17 protein-coding genes are annotated in these 22,646 nt (G+C 39.2%); 5 read left to right on the forward strand and 12 right to left on the reverse strand.

The features are described from left to right. Positions 1-172 precede the first annotated feature (172 nt). Complete coding sequence (locus M0R21_03925; protein MCK9616964.1) at positions 173-1,906, reverse strand: carboxylase; 1,734 nt, start codon at positions 1,904-1,906, stop codon at positions 173-175. Positions 1,907-2,125: 219 nt separating this feature from the next. Here M0R21_03925 and M0R21_03930 point away from each other — a divergent pair, with 219 nt between their 5' ends. Together M0R21_03930 and M0R21_03935 are read left to right on the forward strand one after the other, a co-directional pair. After that, entirely contained in the window at positions 2,126-4,480 is a 2,355-nt protein-coding gene (locus tag M0R21_03930; GenBank protein ID MCK9616965.1) for an agmatine deiminase family protein, read from the forward strand. An 86-nt stretch (positions 4,481-4,566) separates the two neighbouring features. Beyond that, on the forward strand, positions 4,567-5,976 hold the full coding sequence (locus M0R21_03935; GenBank protein MCK9616966.1) for a DUF4403 family protein: 1,410 nt from the start codon (positions 4,567-4,569) through the stop codon (positions 5,974-5,976). A 21-nt stretch (positions 5,977-5,997) separates the two neighbouring features. On the opposite strand, the gene M0R21_03940 is transcribed toward M0R21_03935, so the two are convergent. Continuing rightward, the gene (locus M0R21_03940; protein ID MCK9616967.1) at positions 5,998-6,666 is read right to left on the reverse strand and encodes a hypothetical protein; all 669 of its coding nucleotides are present in this window, start codon (positions 6,664-6,666) and stop codon (positions 5,998-6,000) included. A gap of 234 nt (positions 6,667-6,900) precedes the next feature. On the opposite strand from M0R21_03940, the gene M0R21_03945 reads away from it, so the two are divergent. Further along, a complete protein-coding gene (locus M0R21_03945) occupies positions 6,901-7,467 on the forward strand; it encodes a hypothetical protein (protein ID MCK9616968.1) in 567 nt (188 codons plus the stop codon). 63 nt (positions 7,468-7,530) lie between these two features. Here M0R21_03945 and M0R21_03950 read toward each other — a convergent pair whose 3' ends face one another. Then, positions 7,531-7,731 (reverse strand): hypothetical protein, encoded by a 201-nt coding sequence (locus M0R21_03950; GenBank protein MCK9616969.1) that lies wholly within the window; start codon positions 7,729-7,731, stop codon positions 7,531-7,533. A gap of 646 nt (positions 7,732-8,377) precedes the next feature. Then, entirely contained in the window at positions 8,378-9,940 is a 1,563-nt protein-coding gene (locus M0R21_03955; protein MCK9616970.1) for an aromatic amino acid ammonia-lyase, read from the reverse strand. A gap of 114 nt (positions 9,941-10,054) precedes the next feature. On the opposite strand from M0R21_03955, the gene M0R21_03960 reads away from it, so the two are divergent. Then, positions 10,055-10,579: a DUF2148 domain-containing protein gene (locus M0R21_03960; protein MCK9616971.1), complete on the forward strand. Its 525-nt coding sequence runs from the start codon at positions 10,055-10,057 to the stop codon at positions 10,577-10,579. A gap of 7 nt (positions 10,580-10,586) precedes the next feature. On the opposite strand, the gene M0R21_03965 is transcribed toward M0R21_03960, so the two are convergent. Together M0R21_03965 and M0R21_03970 are read right to left on the reverse strand one after the other, a co-directional pair. After that, complete coding sequence (locus tag M0R21_03965) at positions 10,587-12,008, reverse strand: alkaline phosphatase (protein MCK9616972.1); 1,422 nt, start codon at positions 12,006-12,008, stop codon at positions 10,587-10,589. A 10-nt stretch (positions 12,009-12,018) separates the two neighbouring features. After that, positions 12,019-13,896: a menaquinone biosynthesis decarboxylase gene (locus M0R21_03970; GenBank protein MCK9616973.1), complete on the reverse strand. Its 1,878-nt coding sequence runs from the start codon at positions 13,894-13,896 to the stop codon at positions 12,019-12,021. An 88-nt stretch (positions 13,897-13,984) separates the two neighbouring features. Here M0R21_03970 and M0R21_03975 point away from each other — a divergent pair, with 88 nt between their 5' ends. Further along, positions 13,985-14,506, forward strand: coding sequence for a hypothetical protein (locus tag M0R21_03975; GenBank protein MCK9616974.1), 522 nt, complete (start codon positions 13,985-13,987; stop codon positions 14,504-14,506). Positions 14,507-14,510: 4 nt separating this feature from the next. Here the strand turns inward: M0R21_03975 and M0R21_03980 are convergent, their stop codons facing one another. The 6 genes from M0R21_03980 to M0R21_04005 form a co-directional block, all read right to left on the reverse strand. Continuing rightward, a complete protein-coding gene (locus tag M0R21_03980) occupies positions 14,511-14,924 on the reverse strand; it encodes a cytochrome c maturation protein CcmE (GenBank protein MCK9616975.1) in 414 nt (137 codons plus the stop codon). Positions 14,925-15,085: 161 nt separating this feature from the next. Continuing rightward, positions 15,086-15,748: a cytochrome c biogenesis protein gene (locus M0R21_03985; protein ID MCK9616976.1), complete on the reverse strand. Its 663-nt coding sequence runs from the start codon at positions 15,746-15,748 to the stop codon at positions 15,086-15,088. Between the two features lie 8 nt (positions 15,749-15,756). Then, a complete protein-coding gene (locus M0R21_03990; protein ID MCK9616977.1) occupies positions 15,757-16,416 on the reverse strand; it encodes a heme exporter protein CcmB in 660 nt (219 codons plus the stop codon). Positions 16,417-16,491: 75 nt separating this feature from the next. Next, positions 16,492-18,846 (reverse strand): T9SS type A sorting domain-containing protein, encoded by a 2,355-nt coding sequence (locus M0R21_03995; protein MCK9616978.1) that lies wholly within the window; start codon positions 18,844-18,846, stop codon positions 16,492-16,494. A 151-nt stretch (positions 18,847-18,997) separates the two neighbouring features. Next, entirely contained in the window at positions 18,998-21,319 is a 2,322-nt protein-coding gene (locus M0R21_04000; protein MCK9616979.1) for a T9SS type A sorting domain-containing protein, read from the reverse strand. A 117-nt stretch (positions 21,320-21,436) separates the two neighbouring features. Then, positions 21,437-22,630: a hypothetical protein gene (locus M0R21_04005; protein ID MCK9616980.1), complete on the reverse strand. Its 1,194-nt coding sequence runs from the start codon at positions 22,628-22,630 to the stop codon at positions 21,437-21,439. Positions 22,631-22,646 lie beyond the last annotated feature (16 nt).

Below are 22,646 nucleotides of genomic sequence, written 5' to 3' on the forward strand. Positions count from 1 at the left end.
AGGCGAGAAAACCCCAAACGGGTTTAACAGGTTATTATCAGGCAGATATAAAACATATTCCGAACTCAGGTTACCACGGAAAGGAATGTGGAAAACATCAAAATAACAATAAAAGTCGCTTTGCTTTTCGCAAAAACCTATCTGCAATCGGAATTAAAACAATAAAATTCTCTTACGAATGCCCCAGTGCAGTATCTTCCTGGTTGCTCATCCATTTGTAATTGTACAATCCATCTTCAAGTCTTTTCTGCTTTTCATCGGGCGATAATTTATTGTATGCATCTTTTTCTGCCTGAACTTTCCGGAGTTTTTCCTCTTCAATACGATGAATTTCTGTAAGATATTTATCTTCTACCCTGCGTTTCAGAAAATCGTTGGCTACGCTTGGAAATAATTCGAGCAACAGTTCTTCTTTTTCGTTTGAGGCAAGTTTAACGTCGCCATATTCTTCGAATACTGTATTTTCCTGTTTTTTATAATATCTTGCGTCGTAAGGGGTTTCTTCCTGTACGCCTGCGATCTTGAAACGGTATTCCGGATCTACCGGAACAGGGGTTTTTCCATACACACCTTTAACAAGATTAACGTATTGTATTGACTTGGTAGTATATAATGGTTCTCCTTTGTTTTCATCAATAACGCAGTTTACCGCCTGAACGCCCACAATCTGACTGGTAGGGGTAACCAGGGGTGGACAACCGGCAGCCAGGCGTACCATAGGAATTAATTCGAGTGTGCGGGGTAAAAGGTTTTCGAGCTTAAGTTGTTTGAGTTGTGCAAGCATATTGGAATACATTCCCCCGGGAATTTCGGCATTTTTTACCTTTTCGTCGGGTTCGGGAAAATTGAAGTATTTTTCTATTTGCAGTGTGGTTTGCAGTAATTCTTCTTCTTTATTAGCCGAGGCATATCCAATGGCAAGATCAAAAAGCTGGTCTATATTCGGAGGTAAAGTGTCTTTTGTAATATCAAATTCCCTGGGAAACATTTTATAACTGTCAAATTCGGCAAGTTCTTTGCGGATTTCTTTCAGCTCTTTATTGATTTTAACAACAGCTTCGAGGTTTACATCTATTTCTATATCTAATTTGTTACAAAATAGCTTTATAAGTTCAAAAGCCGGAGCTGCTGATCCACCGGCAAAATTCATAATAGACGTGTCAAGAATGTCAACTCCATTTACTATCGCCATAAGGGCAGATGCCAACCCATAACCTGGTGTGCAATGTGTGTGAAAATCAACTGGAATATTAAGGTTTTTTTTGTAAAGCGAAATCAATTGACCTGTTTTTGCGGGAGGAATCAAACCTGCCATGTCCTTGATGGTAATCATGTCGGCACCCATTGCCTCGAGGGTTTTGGCTTTCCCTAGAAAATAATCTTCCGTAAAAATTTTTGTGGGAAGCAATTTAGCATGCAGCAAAGCTTTCAGCCGGTCTTTGGATGAAAACCGGGGATCCACTGTATAACAAATTGTGGCATCGGCAATACCTCCGTTTTCTTTCACATATTGTATGGTAGATTTAATATTGTCAGTATCATTCAGGGCATCAAAAATGCGCATAATACCCACACCACTTTGAATAGCCAACCTGTTGAAGCCTTCAATAACATCTTCGGGGTAGGGATTATAGCCGAAAAGGTTTCTCCCGCGCGAAAGTGCGGTAAGCAGAGAAACGTTACCTACGGCTTTTTTTATTTTTTCGAGCCTTTCCCAGGGATTTTCATTCAGATAACGCATAATAGAGTCAGGAACAGCCCCTCCCCATACTTCAAGGGCATAAAAACAGGCGTCTTTGTAATAAGGCAGTACCCTGTCCACCTGAGCTTGTGTCATTCTGGTTGCAAAAAGTGATTGTTGTCCGTCGCGTAAGGTTACATCTCTGATTAATAAATTTCGTTTCATTAAATTTCTCGGATTGATGTTAATGAATAAGTAATTGTATATAAATAAAATATGTTGATTTTGGGATTAAAAAAATAGCCCGGAAAGCGGGTTAAAATCCGGATCCAAAGGTAGAAACTTTAAATTATTAATCAACAATTGAATAAATATTTTATTTTTGGCAATTAAGCGAAGGAAATATACAAAATAATAATAATATTCATTTTAATATAATATATAATGCTAAAATTAACACATAAATATTTTTTATTAATTTTAATTTGTATTAACGGTTTATTTATTAATGCACAACAAGTTGATCCTGAATTGATAAAAAAAGGACATTGGCTGAATGCAGAAGAATATCTGAATCGCAACAATTACCAGCGGTCATTTGTTGAAACGGATCCTCCAGGAGGTATTGTACGCAACATTGCCGAATTTGAAAAAATGGAAGGTGCACTGATTGCCTATGATGCTTCTTTCGGGATATCCTACAACGTGATTAAAGAACTGGCAGAAGATGCCACCCTTTATACGATTGTAAGCGGGCAAAGCCAGCAAAACCAGGTTTTATCGCAATATACTGCAAATGGGGTAAATATAAACCATTGTAAATTTATTTATTCCAACGTTGATAGCTGGTGGACCCGCGATTATGGCCCATGGTTTGTTACTTTTGGTGCCGACTCCATTGGAATCATTGATTTTCCGTATAACCGTCCACGTCCTAACGACGATGAAATCCCGAAAAAAGTAGCCGATTCGCTAAATCTCCCCTGGTTTGGAATGAATATTATCCATACCGGTGGAAATTACATGACCACCGGAGGTGGAATAGCTGCTTCTACAGATCTTATTTTAGAAGAAAATACCGGTCAGACACAAGCGCAAATAAATCAAAAGGCTCTTGACTACCTCGGAGTTTACGATTATGCGCTCTTGCCGGATCCTTTAGCTGATTATATTAAACATATTGACTGCTGGGGAAAATATTTAGCACCCAATAAAGTCCTTATAGGACAGGTGCCTGAAAGTGATCCCCGATACGAAGATTACGAATACATTGCCAACTGGTTTGCCAGCCATCAAAGTCCTTACGGAACTCCTTTCCAAGTGTATCGTGTATACAGTCCTGGTAATTCGCTTACCACACCCTATACTAATTCGCTTATACTTAACAATAAAGTTTTTGTACCTATAGGCGAAAACCAATGGGACGATGAAGCCATTGCCGCGTACCAGCAGGCTATGCCGGGTTATGAAATTCTTGGATTTACCGGTAGCTGGTACAATACCGATGCCCTGCACTGTCGTGTAATAGGGCTGGCTGACAGAGGATTGCTTTATATTAACCACATTCCGCTTTCCGGAACACAGGTTTATCAGGAACAGTTTCAAATATCAGTTTCTATAAAAGCTTACAGCCATGCACAATTATTTGCCGATTCGTTACGGGTATATTATAAAATTGGCGATGGAAACTGGCAATTTGTTCTGATGACAGAAGGATTAAACAATTCTTACATTACAAATATCCCTGTTGACTGTTCGGGCGGAGTAGTTCAATATTACATCCATGCCACAGACCAAAGCGGAAGAAGTGCCAATTTGCCTTTCATTGGCAGACCCGACCCATTTGTTTTCACGGTTCTCCCGGGTGGAAACCCACAGGCAAATATTCAGCCAGCACAAATAGAAATAACAGGTACCACGGGTGAAATTACCCAGTCAAGTTTAAGCATAAGCAATACAGGCGAATGTGATTTGGCATACCTGATAACAAAGCCAGAAACAGATACCTGGCTCGAAATTTCAGACCCTTCCGGTACTGTTTCTTCGGGTGCACAAACGATAGTTTCACTAAACTTCAACGCAACATCACTTTCACCAGGAGTGTATGAAAGTTCACTTACTGTAAACACAAACGATACCATTAACCCCGAAATTCAAGCCCCGGTACATTTTACCGTAACATTACTTCCCGACATCCAGGTAACTCCAGATACTGTTGTTTACGAAACTGATTTCGGTCCAAAGATTATATCAATAAAAAATTACAACAGCACAAATGTTACTATCCAGTATATCAATATTGAACAGTACCATCACTGGTATTTTGACCCCTGGACTATTACCCTCCCTTATGTTTTGACTGCCGGCGATTCACTTCAACTGAATTTATTCCTCAAACCCGGTTCGGATGATAATTATTCGTATGTATATGATTCTATTATTATTAATACTCCAGATTATGAACATAAAGTTATTTTGAAAATTAACGATCAACTTCTGAGTGGGGTTGAAAAATTTTCAAACTTTGTTCCCGAATTTCAAACTTTTCCTAATCCTTTCAGTAATTCAGTAAACATCCGCTTTGATTTGCCTGAAAGCTCTTCTGTACAACTCAGCATTTTCAATTTCTCAGGACAAAAAGTAGTTACCGTTTGCGACAAATTGTTTTCGGCAGGAATTCACAATTTAATCTGGAACGCTTTGAACGAAAACAATCAGCCATTGAATCAAGGTGTTTATTTCCTGAAATTTACTACTAAATTTGGCACAAGCTCACAAAAAATAATCTATATTCGGTAAATTTTAAAAAAAATTTAAGCCGCTTCCTGCACTCATCACGAAGCGGTTTTTTTTTATTTTTGTCCTGCAATTCTATTCAGAAAATCATGAAAAAATCATCTCTCGTTTACCTCATTCCATTTCTGGCGCTTTCTGTAATAACAGGATGTAAAACTGCCGAAATACAATCGGAAAAACCCGCCGCATCTTACCAGGAAGTTTTTTATACCCCTCCGGTTTCGGTTATCAACATTCCATTGGAAATGGATATAAAAGATATTGAAATATTGCTCAACAATCAGTTACAAGGTTTATTATACGAAGATAACAGCCTCGAAAACAATGGAGGTGACAATCTTATGGTAAAAGCATGGAAAAAAGAAAATTTCAAACTCGCACTCGAAAACAATGAAATTTCGTATCGTATTCCTCTGAAACTTTGGCTAAAGGCAGGGTTTAAAGTGGAAAAATTCGGGATAGAACTGTCGAATTACAAAGAAATTGAAGCAGCTATTGCCTTGAAATTTAAAACGAAAATTGAAGTCAACAAAGATTGGACAATAAAAACAGTAACTGTTTCTGATGGTTATGAATGGCTGAGTGCCCCGGTATTAAAATTAGGTCCTGTGGATTTGAATATAAAATACGTTGCTGATCTCATTTTGAAAACCAACCAGAATACGATAAATAAAGAAATTGACGACGCCATTTCCAACAATCTTAATGTAAAAAAATATGCCCAGCAAGCCTGGGATGCCATACACCGCCCCATCAAAATATCCGATGAATATAAAACCTGGCTTAGAATTACCCCAAAAGAGGTAGCTTCGATGCAAATAAGCGGAAAAAACGGAAAAATCAGACATAATATATGTGTAAAAGCTATTACTGAATGCTTTATAAGTAGACAACCCTATAATCAGGAACTTGTTCCGCTTCCGCCACTTACCATTATTAAAAAACCCCAAGAAGGCTTTGCAATTACCCTTGTTGCGGACATTCCATATACCGTAGCCGATAGTTTTGCAAATGTTTATCTGAAAGGAAAAACTTTTAACTCAGGTAAAAAAAGCATAATAATCAATCAGTTGCATATTTATGGAAGGAATGGTAAGTTGATGATAGAAACCCAGGTATCGGGAAGTATAAAGGGAAATCTGTATTTTGAAGGCATACCCTATTTTGACCCAAGTACACAGGCTCTTAAAGTCAAAGAGCTTGATTATGAAATAAAAACTAAAAATTCCCTGTTGAAAACCGCCGACTGGCTGGCACACGGTACCCTTGCCAACCTTATTCAGGATAAAATCTCGTTCCCATTGGCAGAAAACATTAACCAGGCAAAATTACTGATCCAAAAAAACTTGGTTAATAATAAAGTAGCAGAAAATGTTTTACTCAACGGAACACTTGGAAATATAACTGTAGATACAATCTGGATGGACACCACATCGCTGAAAACATCTGTTCAATTTAACGGAAAAATAACCCTAAGTCTTATAAGAGCAGTTAAATAGCGTTTAATATTCCAAAACTTGCTAATAAAGGGTAATTGTTTTCGAAGGGCTTATGTAATAAGAAACCTTATATGTTTTTACCCCAATTCCGGCAGATACTTCCCCAATGTTATACCGTGAAAAAAACAGGACATAAGTCCCTTTTGAAAGCGGCAATAATTCCTTTTTACGGATAGTTATCGAAGATGTGTATGAGGTACTGGTAGAAAAATCAGCGGTGTAATGTGTTTCAGTATTATTTAAATACACGGTTATTGTTTCACCCGGGTAAACAATATCCCCATACCATTTTAGCGTAATATCATTACTGGCACTGATAGAATCAGGAAGGGAAGGATGAAGCCCGATGGGAACTAAAATTGCCTGTACTGTAAGCTCCTGACCTTTTTTAGTAACTACACGAAAATTGGCGGTGTCAACCATAAGATTGTTAAAAACGCTCTGATATTCGCTTACCTGTTTTATAAAAGGCATTTCCACATCATTTAATAATATTTTGCTAATATCATTAGGTACAGCCACATTATAATCTTTCTGAAAATATGCTCTGGCACTTCCCAAGCCTGTAAGATCGCTGTAAGAAATCTCAAAAAAAGAAGTGGTTTCTGCCAAAGGAGCCTTGTTGTCGTTATCTTTAAAACATCCTGAAAAAACGATTGTCATCAGGAAATATAAAAATATTTTTTTCATCAGAATATATTTTGTTTATTAAAAGTTTGATAAAACCATACATATGCTGAATATTATACTTATACATGTTTGCATTTGTTAAACATGTTGGTTCCATCGCGAATTATTTTTTGCAAAATTAAAAGAACTTCAATGCAAACGGGGAAAAAATACAGGAAACACTAATTATTTAACAAAAAAAGACTATCTTTGTTAAATGATTAAGAGAGAAACTACAAACTAATATTTATAATCATGAAAAAAATTCTATTTTCCTTACTTTTTGGTGCAACTTTTATTGTTGCAGGGGTTACATTCGTTTCGTGCGATGATACTTCCAATCCATTAAAAACAAACATCAGCTACAAACCGGCTGATATGCCTTTTGTGCTCGATTCGCTGAACTTCCTTGCAGCGGTTAAAACCGAACATTTACTTTTTACACAAAATATCAATGCCGATATTGACAGTATTTTGGAAGCCCACAACGTCAGCAACCTGGCAACTCTCAGCGAAGCCGAAGTAGATACGATTTCCATAAGGATTGTCTCGCCTACAGGCGTTACACTCAATTGGATCAGTTCCGCGCGGGTAAGCATTCAAATTCCCGGTCAGCAGGAACTAACCATAGCCCATACTGCTGCTATCAATTCCGCAGGGCAGATTATTACCTTTGTAATTGATAATGTAAGTGTTTTACCATATCTCAACAACAATAGTTTTACTGTAAGGGTATATGGCAATATCACTCCACCGCTTCCGGTAACACAGATCAACATGCTTTTACACCTGGGTTTCAATTTACAGGTGCAGGTGCTTTAGTGTTTTGTTAAATTCATTTTTTACCTTCTTTACGGAAAAACAAAATTTGTAAAGAAGGTTTTTTTATTCCTTCTTACATTCCTTACGGCTTGCCAGCAAAAGCAAAATTGCTAAAATGAAAAGGGGTTGACTTGCATAATATACACTATACCAATAGTGTATTCCTAAAAAGTCGGGTACAAAATACACGATACCGCCTGCCAGTAGCATCAGTATGCCAATAATGGCAACAACCCAGGTAAGGACACAGTAGAGATTTTTCATATTCTTTAAGTTTTAAACCTGCGCAAATTACAAAATAGTTTTGGAAATTGTACAAGATAGATAAAATTTTTATGAAGTTAAGGATATGTAGTCGGCAAAGAGTGATAAACCAACCCATGCCGTGCATCAAGCTTTCACATCCTTGTAATGAAGTTATCTCAACTATGTAGTTCGGTTCAGGGTGTTTTATTTTGAAATAATTATTGATATCTCTGCAATCTTTAACCCAAATCCGTCATTAGAGCGTGCATCAAACTGTTTGTCAAATATTTATATTAAGAATTTTCTAATGACGGTCATTAGAAAATTTATGATTTATTTCATTGATTAAGTGTATGATGCTTCAAATTGTTAGAATTCAAATGACGGATCTGGGTTAAAAATGGTTTTCAGGGAAATGAAAAAACACTTTCTGTTTTCGATGCAACAGGCAGGCTTGTAATGCAAAAACAACTTTTTTTCTCCAAATTGGAAGCAGATGTAAGCAGTTTACCGCAAGGTGTTTATTGTGTACAAATTACAGGAGAAAACGGAACATTTACCGCTAAATTTCTGAAAGAATAATAAACTCCATTGTCTAAAAACGAAAAAAACATGTCGTTGAATTCAGGCATGTTTTTTATGATTATTGATCCTCTGTTATTTTTTACGAGAGGTTTCCTGTAACTTTTTCAACCTCCTGGACAATTTCGCAAGATTTAACCAACGCTTTCATTTTGGTGTGATCATTGTACAACGGACGGTCGATTTCGAGATAATCCACATGTTTTCTGATTATTTCGTAAGCCTTAGCCGTTCCGTAACCCCACTTGTAGAGAGTTTCATATTTTTGGCGTAAATCAAGCGCCTGTGCTGCTGCCATAAACTCTATGCCAAGGATTCCATAGGCATTGTCGAGAATCTGGAAATTTTTGATGGCAGTATTCATCCCCATCGAAACAAAATCTTCCTGGTCGGCGGCAGCAGGAATGGATTGGATAGAAGCAGGCATTGATAAAATTCTCTGTTCCACTATTTGCATGTCGGCTGTGTACTGACTGAGCATTAACCCTGAAAAAAGCCCGGGATTATGCGTAAGGAAAGGAGGTAGTCCCACACTCAGAGCTGGATTGTTCAGCCTGTTCATCCTTCTTTCGGAAAGCACACAAACCATAGTTATGGCAGCACCCATCATGTCCATCGGCAAAGAAACCGGGCTACCCTGAAAATTGGCTCCCGACAGTTGCAGATTTTCCTCGGCAAAGAAAATAGGATTGTCGCCTACACCATTTAGTTCAATTTCTACCTGTGAACGGGCATATTTTAAAGCATCGTGTGCTGCACCGATTACCTGTGGTGTTGAACGCATGGAGTAGGCATCCTGTACTTTCACCTTCAGGCGTTTTTCAGACAGGTCTCCTCCGGCAGTTACGGCTCGGATAGCTTTTGCACTCCGTATTGCCCCCGGGAATCCTCTTACTTCATGAATTTTTGTATTGTAAGGGCCCAGATTGGCTTTTAAAGCTTCGAGCGTCATTGCACAGGCGATTTCTGCCTGTTTCAGAAAACGGTCGGCATCGTATAAAAACAAAGCGCTCATTGCCGTGAGGAAATTAGAACCATTAATGGCTGCCAGCCCGTCTCTTGCTTCCAATCCGGGAATAGAAATTCCGGCTCTTTCCATGGCTTCTTTTCCGTGGAGTAGTTCTCCCTGGTAATAGGCTTTTCCTTCGCCCATCAGCAGCAAGGCAATCTGTGACATAGGTGCCAAATCGCCGCAAGCTCCCACTGAACCTTTCTGGCATACGAAAGGAGTTACGCCCTTGTTCAACATTTCAACAAAAGTTTGTGTTATTTCCAACCTGCAGCCGGAGTTACCGTGTGCATGAACATTGATTCTGCCCAGCATGGCAGCCCTCACGTATTCTATGGGTGCCGGATCGCCAATACCTGCAGCATGGTTGTAAACAAGGTATTTTTGAAATTCTTTAACCTGCTCGTCGTTGAGCACCATTTCCGAAAATTCGCCGATACCGGTATTGATGCCGTACATGATTTCGCCGGCTTCTATCTTTTTCTCAAGCATGGTTCTGCATGCGTTAATCCGCCGGATGGCTTCAGGATGTAATTCCACTTTTTCGCCCCTACGGGCAACTAATTCAACATCTTCTATAGTCAGGTTTTGTCCTGTGATAATTAATGGCATGGTGTTAAGTATTAAATTTGACATTATTTTTGCTCATTCAAACCTACAAGTTTTTTTTTTCGGTTTGACGTATTGCAGCCGAATTTTTATAATTTTTGTAAAAAAATTTATGCTAACAATAATTAAGCATGAATTATCATGATAAAAGAAGAAGATATACTGAATAATGCTCTACGGCAAATAGCACACAAAATGGTAGTTGCAGCCCGCACTGCTCCCAAAGGGAGAGGCAGAAACCATATTAAAATAGCCATAGCCGAACTTCACGAAATAAAAATGCTTTCGGAGAAGATGAAAGAAATAGGAGAAGGTCGTCATCAACAGCCTTTTTTGCGAAATGCGGAAAATATCCTTGCTGCACCGATAGTTGTACTCATTGGTTGTATGTACAAAAGTGTCGGGCTCGATTGCGGTTTATGTGGTTTTGCCAATTGTGCTGAACGCGATCTGCATCCGGCTTCTCCCTGTGTTTTTAATCCGCTGGATTTGGGTATTGCCCTTAGTTCAGCAGTGGGAATAGCTGCCGATAACCGAACCGACAACAGGATAATGTACACCATTGGCATAGCTGCCCTCGAGCTGAACCTGCTGGGCGATGAAATTAAAATGGTTTTGGGAATTCCCCTGAGTGCCACATCAAAAAATCCTTTTTTCGACAGGTAGCACAGCATTATTTTCCCCACATCATAAACAGCAACTGCGGAATTTCGGAATTTTGCATATAAGGACCTCTTATAGCATCATATTCGTCGGAGATTACCGGATACCAATCACTGCCAATGCCTTTTGCAAAAAACGGCACAAGGCTGTTCGAATGGTTGCTGCTATAAAACGTCATACCCGGAAGCTGCTTTTTTCCGTTATCAATTAAAGGTGCAAAAGGTTTTTCGCCCCAAAGCAACCCTGTTTCGTGATCAGCAGTAACTATTAAAAGGGTTTCATCCCAACTGCTGTTTTTGTCAACCCATTGTATCACTGATTGCACTGCATCAAAAAAGCCTGCTGTTTCTTCAATCAGCCTGCCTTTCTGATTGCCATGCAAAGCCCAGTCAATGGCTCCGCCTTCCACCATAAGAAAAAAACCTTTTTTGTTGTTGTCGAGTACATTCAAAGCTCCAAGAGCCATCTCAGACAGAGTAGGAACATTGGAATTGAAGGGTGTAATATAAGGCGAGGAATCTTTGGTTTCTCCCTGGCTGAATTTTCTTGCCTGTTGCAGGGTAGAATATACTTCGGCACAGCCTAACACTCTTTGAGGAGTTTTCCCTTTCATCAATTTTTGGAAATCTTTTTTCTGGGTTATCACTGTCCATGCATCAGGAGTTTTATTTCCATTGCAGTCAGCCACGGTATATAAATTTCCATTTATGAAGAAGCTGGTACTTTTACCACTTCCCGCAAGCAGTTGTGCAAAAAAGGCACTATCGCCCACATTTTTTGGGTTTCCCCATCGGAAAAAGAGTTTTTCGCCATTGTTGTCGTAAGCAGGATTTCCGCAGCCCATAATCACGTCGCATTGGCTCTTCAACAACATTTCGTAGGCAATTTCCGCATAGTTAATGCGGGTGGAATTGTGTGCTACAAAGCCTGCAGGAGTTGCATGGCTGAAAGGTACCGAAGTAACTACTCCTGCAGATTTCCCTGATTTTTTTGCAATTTGGACTAAGTTGGTAAGGGTATCGCCATTTACCGAAATACCGATGGAATTATTATAAGTTTTTTTACCAGTAGCCAATGCAGTGGCAGAAGCTGCTGATTCGGTAAAATTCGATTTAAGGTAGGCGGTATCTTTCCATGCAGCTATGGTGTTGTATCCCGTGGCAAAATACAGAGATGAAGGATTACCCTTTTCATATTCGCCTGTTTTTGCAGGATAATGCGCTACGGCAAGCTGAACAGGAAATGTGTTAAAAAAAGACATTTCAAGGCTTCCAAAATACTGTGTTGCTTTTATAGTGTTAAACCCCATTCCATCTCCTATCATCAGGATAATATTTTTTGGACTGGGAAGAGTCTGGGGGTTCTGTGCGCCAACAAAACCAACAGTACACACAAAAATTCCAATAAATGCAGTTTTTTTAAAAATGTTCATAATAATTAATTTAATTTTCTTCGGCAACGGCTCCATAGCCGACAATAAGATGCATATACCTTAGGGAAGGCGAAGGAATAAATTTGCCCAAGCCCAGTGATTGCCATTTGTTATCTACCATTTGTATTGTTTCATTATCGGCAACAATAATATTAGGCCAGGGTCTGGTCATATTGTTACTGCTTTTTGTTTTTTTTGTTCCATCTATAACAAGAATATTATGTATTATTTTACAATCAAACGAAGGATCAATATTATTGCCTACCTGCCATACTATATCAGATATTTCATTGTTAAACAATACCTCATCAATCAAAACCCAATACCGGATTCCTTGAAGAAGATTTTTTTGATACAAAAAATTAATAGTAGTATGTATTTGGCTAGAATAGATTTTATTTAATGAAGTAATAAGCAAATGCCCGTCGGCAACATAATCGGTATTAATTTTTGTCAGTGGCGGTAAAAACTCCAAAAAGGCATTAATATTGATTGGCACCTCGCTCTCAGTTAATGTTTCTCCGTTTTCACCCGCGAATTTTCGGGTTGCATCTATTCCTATTTTTCCTCCCAGGGCAAATTTTCGGCTTGCATGGTCGAGTACATCCGATGGACCTTTCGAAAAAAACAAGTCAGTCTGGGGGTCAGTATTTTTTGCTACTGTTTCCAAAACCCGGAAATAGTTATGAATATCTACCTGTTCATCAACAACTATCATAATTTTGTTGAACATCATCTGTCCGGCGCCCCACAGAGCATTCATCACCTTTAGGGCATGGCCGGCAAAGGCTTTGCTGATTTTCAACAGAACGAGATTGTGGAATACTCCTTCGAAAGGCATATGCATATCTACAACTTCCGGAAGCATGGCATATTGGATGAGTTTCAGGAAAATTTTCTCGGTAGCCATTCCCAACCATGCGTCTTCCTGGGGAGGAATACCCACTATTGTAGCAGGATACACTGCATTTTTTCGATGAGTAATGCAAGTAACATGAAATCGGGGATAAAAATCGGGCAAAGAATAAAATCCCGTGTGGTCGCCAAAAGGCCCTTCCAAAACAAGTTCCTCGTAAGGATCAGCATATCCTTCAATCACAAAGTCAACATCCGATGGAATGTAAATATCATTGGTAAGGCTTTTTACCATTTCTATGGGCTTTTGCCGCAAAAAGCCGGCAAAAAGGTATTCATCTATACTTTCGGGTAAGGGTGCCGTAGCTGCATAGGTATAAATCGGATCCCCACCCAAGGTAACCGTAATCGGCATTCTTTTTCCTGACTTTTTATACTTATGGAAGTGCATGGCAGAATTTTTATGCAAATGCCAATGCATACCGGTAGTGTTGTCTGAAAAAACCTGCATTCTGTACATTCCCACATTCCTGCTACCATTTTCAGGGTCAAGTGTGTGCACCACGGGTAACGTGATAAAGGGACCACCGTCGTGTTTCCAGCATGTTAGCACAGGTAGCCGGTTAAGATCAGGAGTTTCCATCACCACTTCCTGGCAGGCGCCTCTACCTTTATGCATTTTGGGCATCCATTGCGAAAATTGCTGCAACAGGGGAATAATTTTCAGCTTGTCAAAAATCGTGTTTCTTGTAGCAGTGAGCTTGGTAAAAATATCGTCAATTCTTTGGTTTATAATATCAAAACTTGATATACCCAGCGCCAAGCACATTCTTTTTTCGCTCCCAAATGCATTTATCAACAATGGAAATTCTTTTCCCGTATTTTCAAAAAGTAACGCCTTGCCTTGCGATTTGGTGATACGGTCGGTAATTTCCGCTATTTCAAGATGTGGAGATACCGGTTCAGTAATTCGGGATAATTCGCCGTTTTTTTCAAGACATTCAATAAAATGTAACAAGTTTCTGTAAGCCATTTTTCGTTGTAAGGAAAAAACAAAATTAGGCAAAAAATTACAGCATTTTTTATGGAAGTTTTAATATCTTTGCAAAAATTTTAAACCGATGAAAAAATTCATTTTTATTTCTATCATTTCTGCACTTCTTATATCGTGCGGTGGCGAAAAAAAAGGGAACAAGGCTAATGTTATTTCCGTGGGACAAGACCTTGAATGCGTTGATTGTTGGGCAAATACCAGTAGTGTAGTAAAAACTATGGCACATTCCGGAGAATTTGCATGCAAACTCGATAGCGTGGCTGAGTACAGCACCACATTTCAGAAAACCATCGGGGGTATCAGCAGTAAAATTCCTAAAAAAATCAATGTTTCATTGTGGGTAAACAGCACTCAACCCAGCCCAGATGCTTCCATCGTGTTAGATATCAACAATAATGGAAAATCAGTGCTGTGGCTTGCAAATTCCTTTAAGGATGTAGTTAAAAATGAGAAAGAATGGACTGAGTTCAAATCCAGTTTCAAACTGCCTCCTACCTTGAAACCCGAAGATTTAGTAAAAATTTACGTTTGGAATAATAAGAAGCTTAATCTGTTTATTGACGATATAAACATTGAATTCGAGTACTAAATGATTATTTTCTAATGAATTCTTTTTCCACAAACGTTTCGGGGAGAGAGTCGTTTTTATATTTTGAGGGGCATTTTAATAAAAGACTGCGTGCTACAAAAGTATCCTGCACCATAGTGCCAATGATAACCACCTGCTCTGATTTTTCGAAATCCTGGGGTTTGTTGTCGTTGTAAACCACCACGCATTTTTCGCCTTTATTATCTATCATGGTAAATGTAAATGAATTAGCATTTTTACGGGCATTGTATTCAATTTTTGCTTTTTTATCTAATTTGCCAATGATATGAAGTTCTTTCCCCGGATTATTTTTTGCTGTTGCAAAATCGGAATAGGTACCCGTATTTGTTACAGTGCTAATAATAATGCCTACAGCAACCACGATACAGATAATAAGTACAATATGTAAGGTTTTCATCCGTATTTAAATTTGCAACTTATGTGATTTTCAGTCTGTATTCCTTTTTTTTTCTATTTTTCTAATTCTATAATCGAGCCTAAACAAAAAGGCAGCCAATCCTGCAACAATTACAACTATTACAGCTATTACGACTCCTATTTTTGAATTGTCCATTTTTTTTATTTTTTTGAAAGATTATGTATGCGCACCCTGAGTTGCAGAAGCCATGTTCCCACTAATATCCATCCCAATACGGAAGGATAAAAAACCCAGCGAATTGTATTGTCGAGTTCTGTTACCGTAAGCGTACTTCCTTTGTTACCCGGATGCAGTGAATCCTGGGCTAAACGGGGCAACACTCCTATGAAAATAAGTAGTAGAACAAATGCAAAAATATTATAAACTGCTGATATTTTTGCTTTTTTCTCTATATCATCTATTGAACTCCGCAAAACCAGGTATGCAAAATATGCAATAAGGCTTACCGCTGCCCCGTTGAGTTTTGGATCGTTTACCCACCAGGTACCCCAGGTATATTTAGCCCATATCATTCCCGTTATTATCCCCAATATTCCAAAAAAAACAGCCGTTTTTGCGGCTTCCAAAGCCAGAATATCTTCCTTCAGCCGGAAACCGGAAAGATAACATATGCTGAATACAAATGATATTAAAAACAAAAAAAACATTGTAAACCACATAGCTACATGATAAAACAAACTGCGCAGACTCTGGTGGATTACAGGCAAATCAGGTACCTGAATCAAAAGTCCGAAAATAACTGCATACAATATAAGCGTGATTCCCAGTAATTTCCACCCGTAATTAATTAAAAAAAATTTCATGATATGAATTAATCCTTCCAAAGATAAGGAAACAACAATACAGCAAGTGCTATGGCAATAAAATTTAACAATATAATCATAAACAATATATTAACAGAAGTTGCAAACCCATCACCCACCACAGCCTTTGCCGAAACCCGGATTAGCGAAAGCAACAATGGCAATACCAGCGGAAAACTCAGAATAGCCATCAGTGTAAAGTTATTATGCGAGCGCCAGGCTATGGCAGCAACCATGGTTAGCACGGAAGCAATACCCGTTGCTCCCAAAAGAAGATTACAAATAAAAAGTCCGTGATTAATGGCATTGTCACCCATCCAAATACTGTAAATTGCATAATTCAGCAAAGCAAGTAAAATCGTGAGTACAATATTGTAGATTATTTTAGAAAGTATAACCCCTACAGGGCTTGCCAGAGTATAATAATATAATTGCCGTGCCAGGTTTTCCTGAATAAAACTTTTTGATATGGCATTTATTGCAGAGAATAAAAAAATTATCCAGAACAATGCATTCCAGGTTGTGGAATTTATGATATCCCCAAAAGAAAGATAAGTGATAAACACTGACGAAACAACATACAAAACGATACCATTCAGAGCATATTTCTGCCGAAGTTCTAACTGAATGTCTTTAGCAATCAGGTATCTTATTTCGTTATAAAGCATTGTCGTTTTTCGATATACAAAAATAAAAAAAGTCCTTCAATAATGAAGGACTTTTTAAGCAATGTCGTACTTTAATTATTCAATAATCATTTTCGAAATTGCGATACCTTTTGCAGTGTAAATTCTCAGCATGTACACTCCGCTTTGCAGGTTGGAGGTATTCAGGCTGAAGATAGTGTTGTTTACATTTCCATCATAAACAACCTGACCAACATGGTTCACAATTACAATACGGCTCATATCGCTGTTCGAGCGAACGTTAAGTTGTCCGTTAACAGGATTGGGGAATATTTTAATACCTTGTGAAGCAAGATCATTTATACTGGTTACCACAGCGGTAGCAGGATCAGAAGCATCTGATTCACCTTCTGTATAGAGAGCTTTTACAGTATAAATATAGGTTCCGATAGAGGGAACTACATCAGTATAGTTTGTAAACAGAACGGGAGAAGCATTAACAGGGGTTGAGGCTCCATCACGGTAAATGTTATATCCCAATAGTGCTCTTAAAGGAGCATCCCATGTAAGATTTACATTAAAAATCTCAGCAATGGCATTCAAGTTGGTGGGTTTTATGAGTACAGTAGCCTGAACCGTATTGCTGCATTCGGAAGTGCCACCTTCATAAACTGCTTTAGCACAGTATGAATATACGCCATATCCTAAATCAACATTTTGGTATGAAAGCGTTGTGATGAGGGCTGTATTAATTTTTACTCCGTTACAATAAACATCATATCCCTGAGGTGTACCAGTTGTAGGAACTCCCCATGTTAAGTTAATGGTGTTGTAGTTCTGCGTGTATTGCAAATTTGTCGGAGGAAGAAATTGTGGTGGAGGTGGAGGAAGAATAATATCATCAAAAGGAACAGAAGTGAAAACTAAACGGTTTGTAGTGGGGGGGTCTTCATCACCACGAACAGACAGACCAGGTTCATCGTCGGCTTGCCACAGCATGGTAAAGTTAACACCATCATTGTTCTTTGCTACATATGGGAAAACACATTCATCATACAAGTGAATGATATCGCCGGTTACATCTATAAAATCGCCCCAGTTTGCGCCATCATCATTTGTACCACGGCACCAGATGTGGCGGTAGTTTTGCGCACCATTATCGTATCCTTCCATTACCATGGTATAGGTTAGTATTATACGTCCGTCGTCGTTAAGTACCAGTTGGGGCATACTTGAAGAACCGAGATAATATTTAGGGAATCCGTCGGTAAGTACGTCCCAGGTTCCGTTTCCGTTAAGGTCGAGAGCATAACCAATTAATTTACCTTGAGCATCAAGAGCATCAGGATCTAATGCTTCCCACTGATTTCCACCAGTCCAGGTAGCATCACCTTCTTTCCAGTAACCAACGCCACCAACTCCGGGGAACCAGTACGAACCTGCATCATCGGCATGTGCACGGTTGACACCGAAAGCAATATGGCAAGTTCCGTTGTCATCAATTACGATGGAATGAGAACCGTCGGGGCAGTAGAAAGTATCGGCAGTAGCTGCTGTTCCGTTCCAGAAAGGAATAGGATGTTCCCAAATAACGGTTTTAGTCCAGGTAGTTCCGTTATCTGTTGATTTCATAAGGATAAGGTCGTAACTATTTTCTCCCATTACAAAAGCAATGGTGTTTCCTTTTGGTTCAGCCCAAGTGTAAGTATCGCCTGAGAAACCAAAATATTCGGCTGAAGTAAGGCCGGTAAGCATTGCATCATCAATGTCCCAGGTATTTCCACCGTCAGTCGAACGTGAATAGAGAAGAGCACCGTCAAGTCCCTGGTAAACAACGCCACTATTTCCGGTAGGAGCTGTCAGGGCAAGAAGGTGAATAGTATTGTTGTCAGTTCCGCCTGTAACCATACGAGGCCAAAGGTAACCAGTAGCTCCTGTAGGTGCGGCAACATCAAAGAATGTCCACGCTCCGCTTCCTTTTGTAGGACGGGTTTCGAATACTAAAGGAGATGTTCCTCCTTTGTGAGTAACAGCACATTCTCCGTTTGCACCCCAAGCAGCATAGCTGGGCCAACCAGTTTTTACCGTTTCAATACGGGCTGTAGGAGCAGGACCCCATGCGGTTCCGTCAAAATAATTATAACCTGTACCACGGTCATTATAAGCTGTAGGTGTAAAGCCAATCGTCCAGGTAGCACCAATAGTGCCATCATCAAATCTGTAAAGGCGATTTTGGGTACTGCCGTTTGTTGGCAGGTCATAAATAGAAGTACCTACTTCTTCTTCCGAAACGGCTGTAGCGGATTTGTGAGCAGGTTTAACAGCAGCATTAAGGTTGCTGGTTTCATCAACAGCTTTTACCTTTTTCACTGCATAGTTTTTCCATTGCTTGGACACGGGTGCACGATGTAATTGTGCAAATCCCAGTGATCCAATACTTAATGCTAAGCAAATGAGTAATAATTTTCTCATGATTCTGAGGGTTTAGATTTAACAATTAGGATTTTAAAAATTCAATTTGGGAAAACAAAATTATAAAAAAAAACGATGGTACAAAATTTTAAAACAAAAAAAACGGGAAATCTTTCAATAGAAAGCTATTTCCCGTTTTTATGAAAGAGCATTATTCAACGATTACCCTTGAAGTAGTAACTCCTTTATTAGTATAAACTTTCAACATATATACCCCACTTAATAGATCGAATGTGTTCATATTGAAAGTGTTAGATTTTATAGTTCCATCATAAACCACTTGTCCTACAAGGTTCAGAAGAACGATACGGTTCATTTCGATATTTGATTTTACATGCATTTGTTTGCCTACAGGGTTGGGATAAATTTTTATTCCCTGTGAGGTAGGTTCGTTTATACTGGTTACTAAAGCGGTAGCAGGATCAGAAGCATCTGATTCGCCTTCTGTATAGAGAGCTTTTACAGTATAAATATAGGTTCCGATAGCAGGAACTACATCAGTATAGTTTGTAAACAGAACGGGAGAAGCATTAACAGGGGTTGAGGCTCCACCACGGTAAATGTTATATCCCAATAGTGCTCTTGAAGGAGCATCCCATGTAAGATTTACATTTAAAATCTCAGCAACGGCATTCAAGTTGGTGGGTTTTATGAGTACAGTAGCCTGAACCGTATTGCTACATTCGGAAGAGCCACCTTCATAAACTGCTTTCACGCAATAGGAATAAATGCCGTAACCAAGGTCAGAGTCTTCGTATGTAGTAGGTGTAACCAGAGTTGTATTTATTTTAGTACCATTACGATACACATCGTAACCTAACAATGCATCGGTAGCCGGTGCAGTCCATGTTAAAGTAATATTGTTGTAATTTTGCGTAAACTGCAAATTGGTGGGCATTGGGGGGATAAAAGCAGAAACAATATCATCCTTTAGCACTTTCATAAAATATATTTTGTTTTCGGTGTAAGGGTCTTCATCTCCGCGCACGGCTAATCCGGGTTCTTCATCCGCCTGATACACTAAGTAAAAATAATCATCGGAATTGGTAGCTACCGAAGGGAATACGCATTCATCATACAAATGTACAATGTCGCTATTAAGGTCGTAAATATTATCACTCCAGGTATTACCATTATCGTTGGAGCCACGGCACCACAGACGCCGGTAATTTTGCGTTCCATTGTCGAAAGTTTCGGTTATGCTGCTGTATGTAAGTATGAGGCGGTTCTGGTCGTCTACCACAAGTTGGGGGAAACTGGAGGAACCAATGTAATAACTGGCAATATCTTCGAGGATATCCCATGTTCCGTTGCCGTTAACATCTATTGCATAGCCAATCAGTTTTCCCTCTGCATCCAGTAAATCCGGATCAAGGGCTTCCCACTGGTTGCCACCCGTCCAAGTAGCGTCGCCTTCTTTCCAGTAGCCTATTCCGCCAACTCCGGGAAACCAGTAAGAGCCGGCATCATCGGCATGTGCACGGTTGATACCAAAGGCAACATGTATTGTTCCGTTGTTGTCAATTACTATAGAATGGGTTCCGTCGGGGCAGTAAAAGGTGTCAGCAGTAGCAGCCGTTCCGTTCCAAAAAGGAATAGGGTGTTCCCAAATAACGGTTTTTGTCCAGGTAGTACCGCCATCGGTAGATTTCATAATAAACATATCCGTTTGTTTACAACCAACAATAAAAGCAAGAATATTATTTCTGGGTTCTGCCCATGTATAAGTATCTCCTTCAAAACCATAATATTCTGTTGAGCTCATCCCCGGAATAATCTGATGTTGGATGTCCCAGGTAGTTCCGCCGTCCTGCGAACGGGAATAGAGAAGGGCAAGATCGAGACCTTGATAAGCTGAGTAGGTAGAAGCAAGAATGTGAAGAGTTTTGTTATCGGTTCCTGCTGTTACTATTCTGGGCCACGAAATATCAACCGCGCCAGTAGGTCCGGCAAAAATAGATCCTGACCAGGTATCTGTACCTTTTTGTTCACGTTTGCTAATTACCAGTCCTTGGGTATCATGGTGGGCAGCAACAATTTCACCGTTTGTACCCCATTTGGTATAGCTGGGCCATCCGGTACGTTGCAATTCAATACGGGCAGTGGGCTCAGGTCCCCAAGTTGTCCCGTCAAAATAGTTGTAACCTGTACCCCTGTCGGCAAAATTGGGAGTCGTCATTCCCATTGTCCAAGTGGCTCCTATGGTGCCATCTGCATATTTATAAATCCGGTTCTCGGACGAACTATTGCTTTGCAGGTCGTAATAAGTAATCCCTATTGCTACTTCTTCGGGGGGTAAATCCTTTTTAACAGAAGGCAGCAGGGTGGCAGAATTTAAGTTTTCAGTTTCTTTAATTGCTGGCTGTATTTTTACAGCATAATTTTTTAATGAATGGGAAATCATGGCTTTTTGCTGAGCAAATCCAGTCATACCTATCAAAACAGCACAAATAATTAGTAGAATTTTTTTCATGGACAATGAATTTTATTGGTTATTTATTGAGCAAATTTTTCAATTTTCAAATGTACAAAATTTTCTTTTAAGTTTTATAAAATCTATAAAAAAGTATCTTTGACCGACCAAATCTGTTTATTCCTCTTTTAATGCCTTTTCTTTTGTATCAACAGGAATAATGGTGGAGCGGTGAAAATCAATGCCGTCTTCAAATATTTTTCGATAAGTATAATGCCGTTTGGCAAAAACTGCACCAACCGATTCGTGCAGAGCCCTCATTTTAGGGTTGAAGTCTCCCACCCACGATAATTCTATTTCGGTGTACCAAGGTCTTTTTTGCATTATTTTATCCAAATGCCAAAAAATTGCCGATTCGATACCTGATTTTTGAAACTTGGGTACAACCCCCATGATGGTAATTCGAGCCCGGGTTATGGTATGTCGTTTTTTTAACCACAGAAATTTTAGTTTATTGAAAAGATGTAACTTCCCGTTCAGATGTTTAAAAATTTGATTAACATCGGGAAACATAATCAGGAAGGCAATAGGTTCGCCTTCGGAATAAGCAAACCATATCATTTCTTCATCAATAATGGCTTTGGCATTATTTAAAGAACGATACAGGTCGTCAGTTTGAATGGGTGTAAAATTTTCGTGAAAGACCCATGCGGTATCATACACATGCTTCAGATCGGCTATATATTTTTCGGACTGGCTGAGGTGAAAGTGTTCAAAACTGAAGACCGGTTTTTGCCTTACCCAGTCGGCAATTTTCCAGAATCTTTCAGGGAAAGGCTTGGTTAAATCCAGATGGTTCGAAACCTGTTCGAAATAAAAATTAAACCCATAAGATTCAAACAACTCCTTATAATAAGGGTGGTTATAAGGCATTCCAAAGCTGGGATGGGTAAATCCTTCTACCAGCAATCCCCAGAAGTTGTCATTTTCGCCAAAATTAATCGGTCCGTCCATTGCTTTTATCCCTCTATCCGCCAGCCAGTTTTTGCAGGTATCAAAAAGCATGAATGCAGTCTCCCGATCGTTGATACATTCAAAAAAGCCCATACCACCGGTAGGCAGATCAAATTTGTAGGCTTTATTTTTATTGATGAAAGCGGCGACACGTCCTAACGCTTTTCCATTATCATCGGTAAGTATCCATCGTATAGCTTCTCCGTTGCGGAAAAAAACATTTACCGAAGGGGTAAAAATGTCTTCCACCATTTTATCAGGCGGGCATACCCATACCGGATCGTTTGCATAAATATCTCTGGCAACCTGGTGAAAATCTTTTATTTCCTTTTTTGAGTGTACCTCGATAATTTTCATATTCAGGGATTAAAAA

The sequence above is a fragment of the Lentimicrobiaceae bacterium genome (assembly GCA_023227965.1).
In the GTDB taxonomy this organism is placed as follows: domain Bacteria; phylum Bacteroidota; class Bacteroidia; order Bacteroidales; family JALOCA01; genus JALOCA01.

Bases quoted from the DNA above. Each gene is read 5' to 3' on its own strand.
- M0R21_03935 (MCK9616966.1), top strand. From the start codon at position 4,567: ATGAAAAAATCATCTCTCGTTTACCTCATTCCATTTCTGGCGCTTTCT.
- M0R21_03995 (MCK9616978.1), bottom strand. From the start codon at position 18,846: ATGAGAAAATTATTACTCATTTGCTTAGCATTAAGTATTGGATCACTG.
- M0R21_04000 (MCK9616979.1), bottom strand. From the start codon at position 21,319: ATGAAAAAAATTCTACTAATTATTTGTGCTGTTTTGATAGGTATGACT.
- M0R21_03940 (MCK9616967.1), bottom strand. From the start codon at position 6,666: ATGAAAAAAATATTTTTATATTTCCTGATGACAATCGTTTTTTCAGGA.
- M0R21_03950 (MCK9616969.1), bottom strand. From the start codon at position 7,731: ATGAAAAATCTCTACTGTGTCCTTACCTGGGTTGTTGCCATTATTGGC.
- M0R21_03945 (MCK9616968.1), top strand. From the start codon at position 6,901: ATGAAAAAAATTCTATTTTCCTTACTTTTTGGTGCAACTTTTATTGTT.
- M0R21_03975 (MCK9616974.1), top strand. From the start codon at position 13,985: ATGAAAAAATTCATTTTTATTTCTATCATTTCTGCACTTCTTATATCG.
- M0R21_03955 (MCK9616970.1), bottom strand. From the start codon at position 9,940: ATGTCAAATTTAATACTTAACACCATGCCATTAATTATCACAGGACAA.
- M0R21_03980 (MCK9616975.1), bottom strand. From the start codon at position 14,924: ATGAAAACCTTACATATTGTACTTATTATCTGTATCGTGGTTGCTGTA.
- M0R21_03930 (MCK9616965.1), top strand. From the start codon at position 2,126: ATGCTAAAATTAACACATAAATATTTTTTATTAATTTTAATTTGTATT.
- M0R21_03925 (MCK9616964.1), bottom strand. From the start codon at position 1,906: ATGAAACGAAATTTATTAATCAGAGATGTAACCTTACGCGACGGACAA.
- M0R21_03990 (MCK9616977.1), bottom strand. From the start codon at position 16,416: ATGCTTTATAACGAAATAAGATACCTGATTGCTAAAGACATTCAGTTA.
- M0R21_03970 (MCK9616973.1), bottom strand. From the start codon at position 13,896: ATGGCTTACAGAAACTTGTTACATTTTATTGAATGTCTTGAAAAAAAC.
- M0R21_03960 (MCK9616971.1), top strand. From the start codon at position 10,055: ATGATAAAAGAAGAAGATATACTGAATAATGCTCTACGGCAAATAGCA.
- M0R21_03965 (MCK9616972.1), bottom strand. From the start codon at position 12,008: ATGAACATTTTTAAAAAAACTGCATTTATTGGAATTTTTGTGTGTACT.
- M0R21_04005 (MCK9616980.1), bottom strand. From the start codon at position 22,630: ATGAAAATTATCGAGGTACACTCAAAAAAGGAAATAAAAGATTTTCAC.
- M0R21_03985 (MCK9616976.1), bottom strand. From the start codon at position 15,748: ATGAAATTTTTTTTAATTAATTACGGGTGGAAATTACTGGGAATCACG.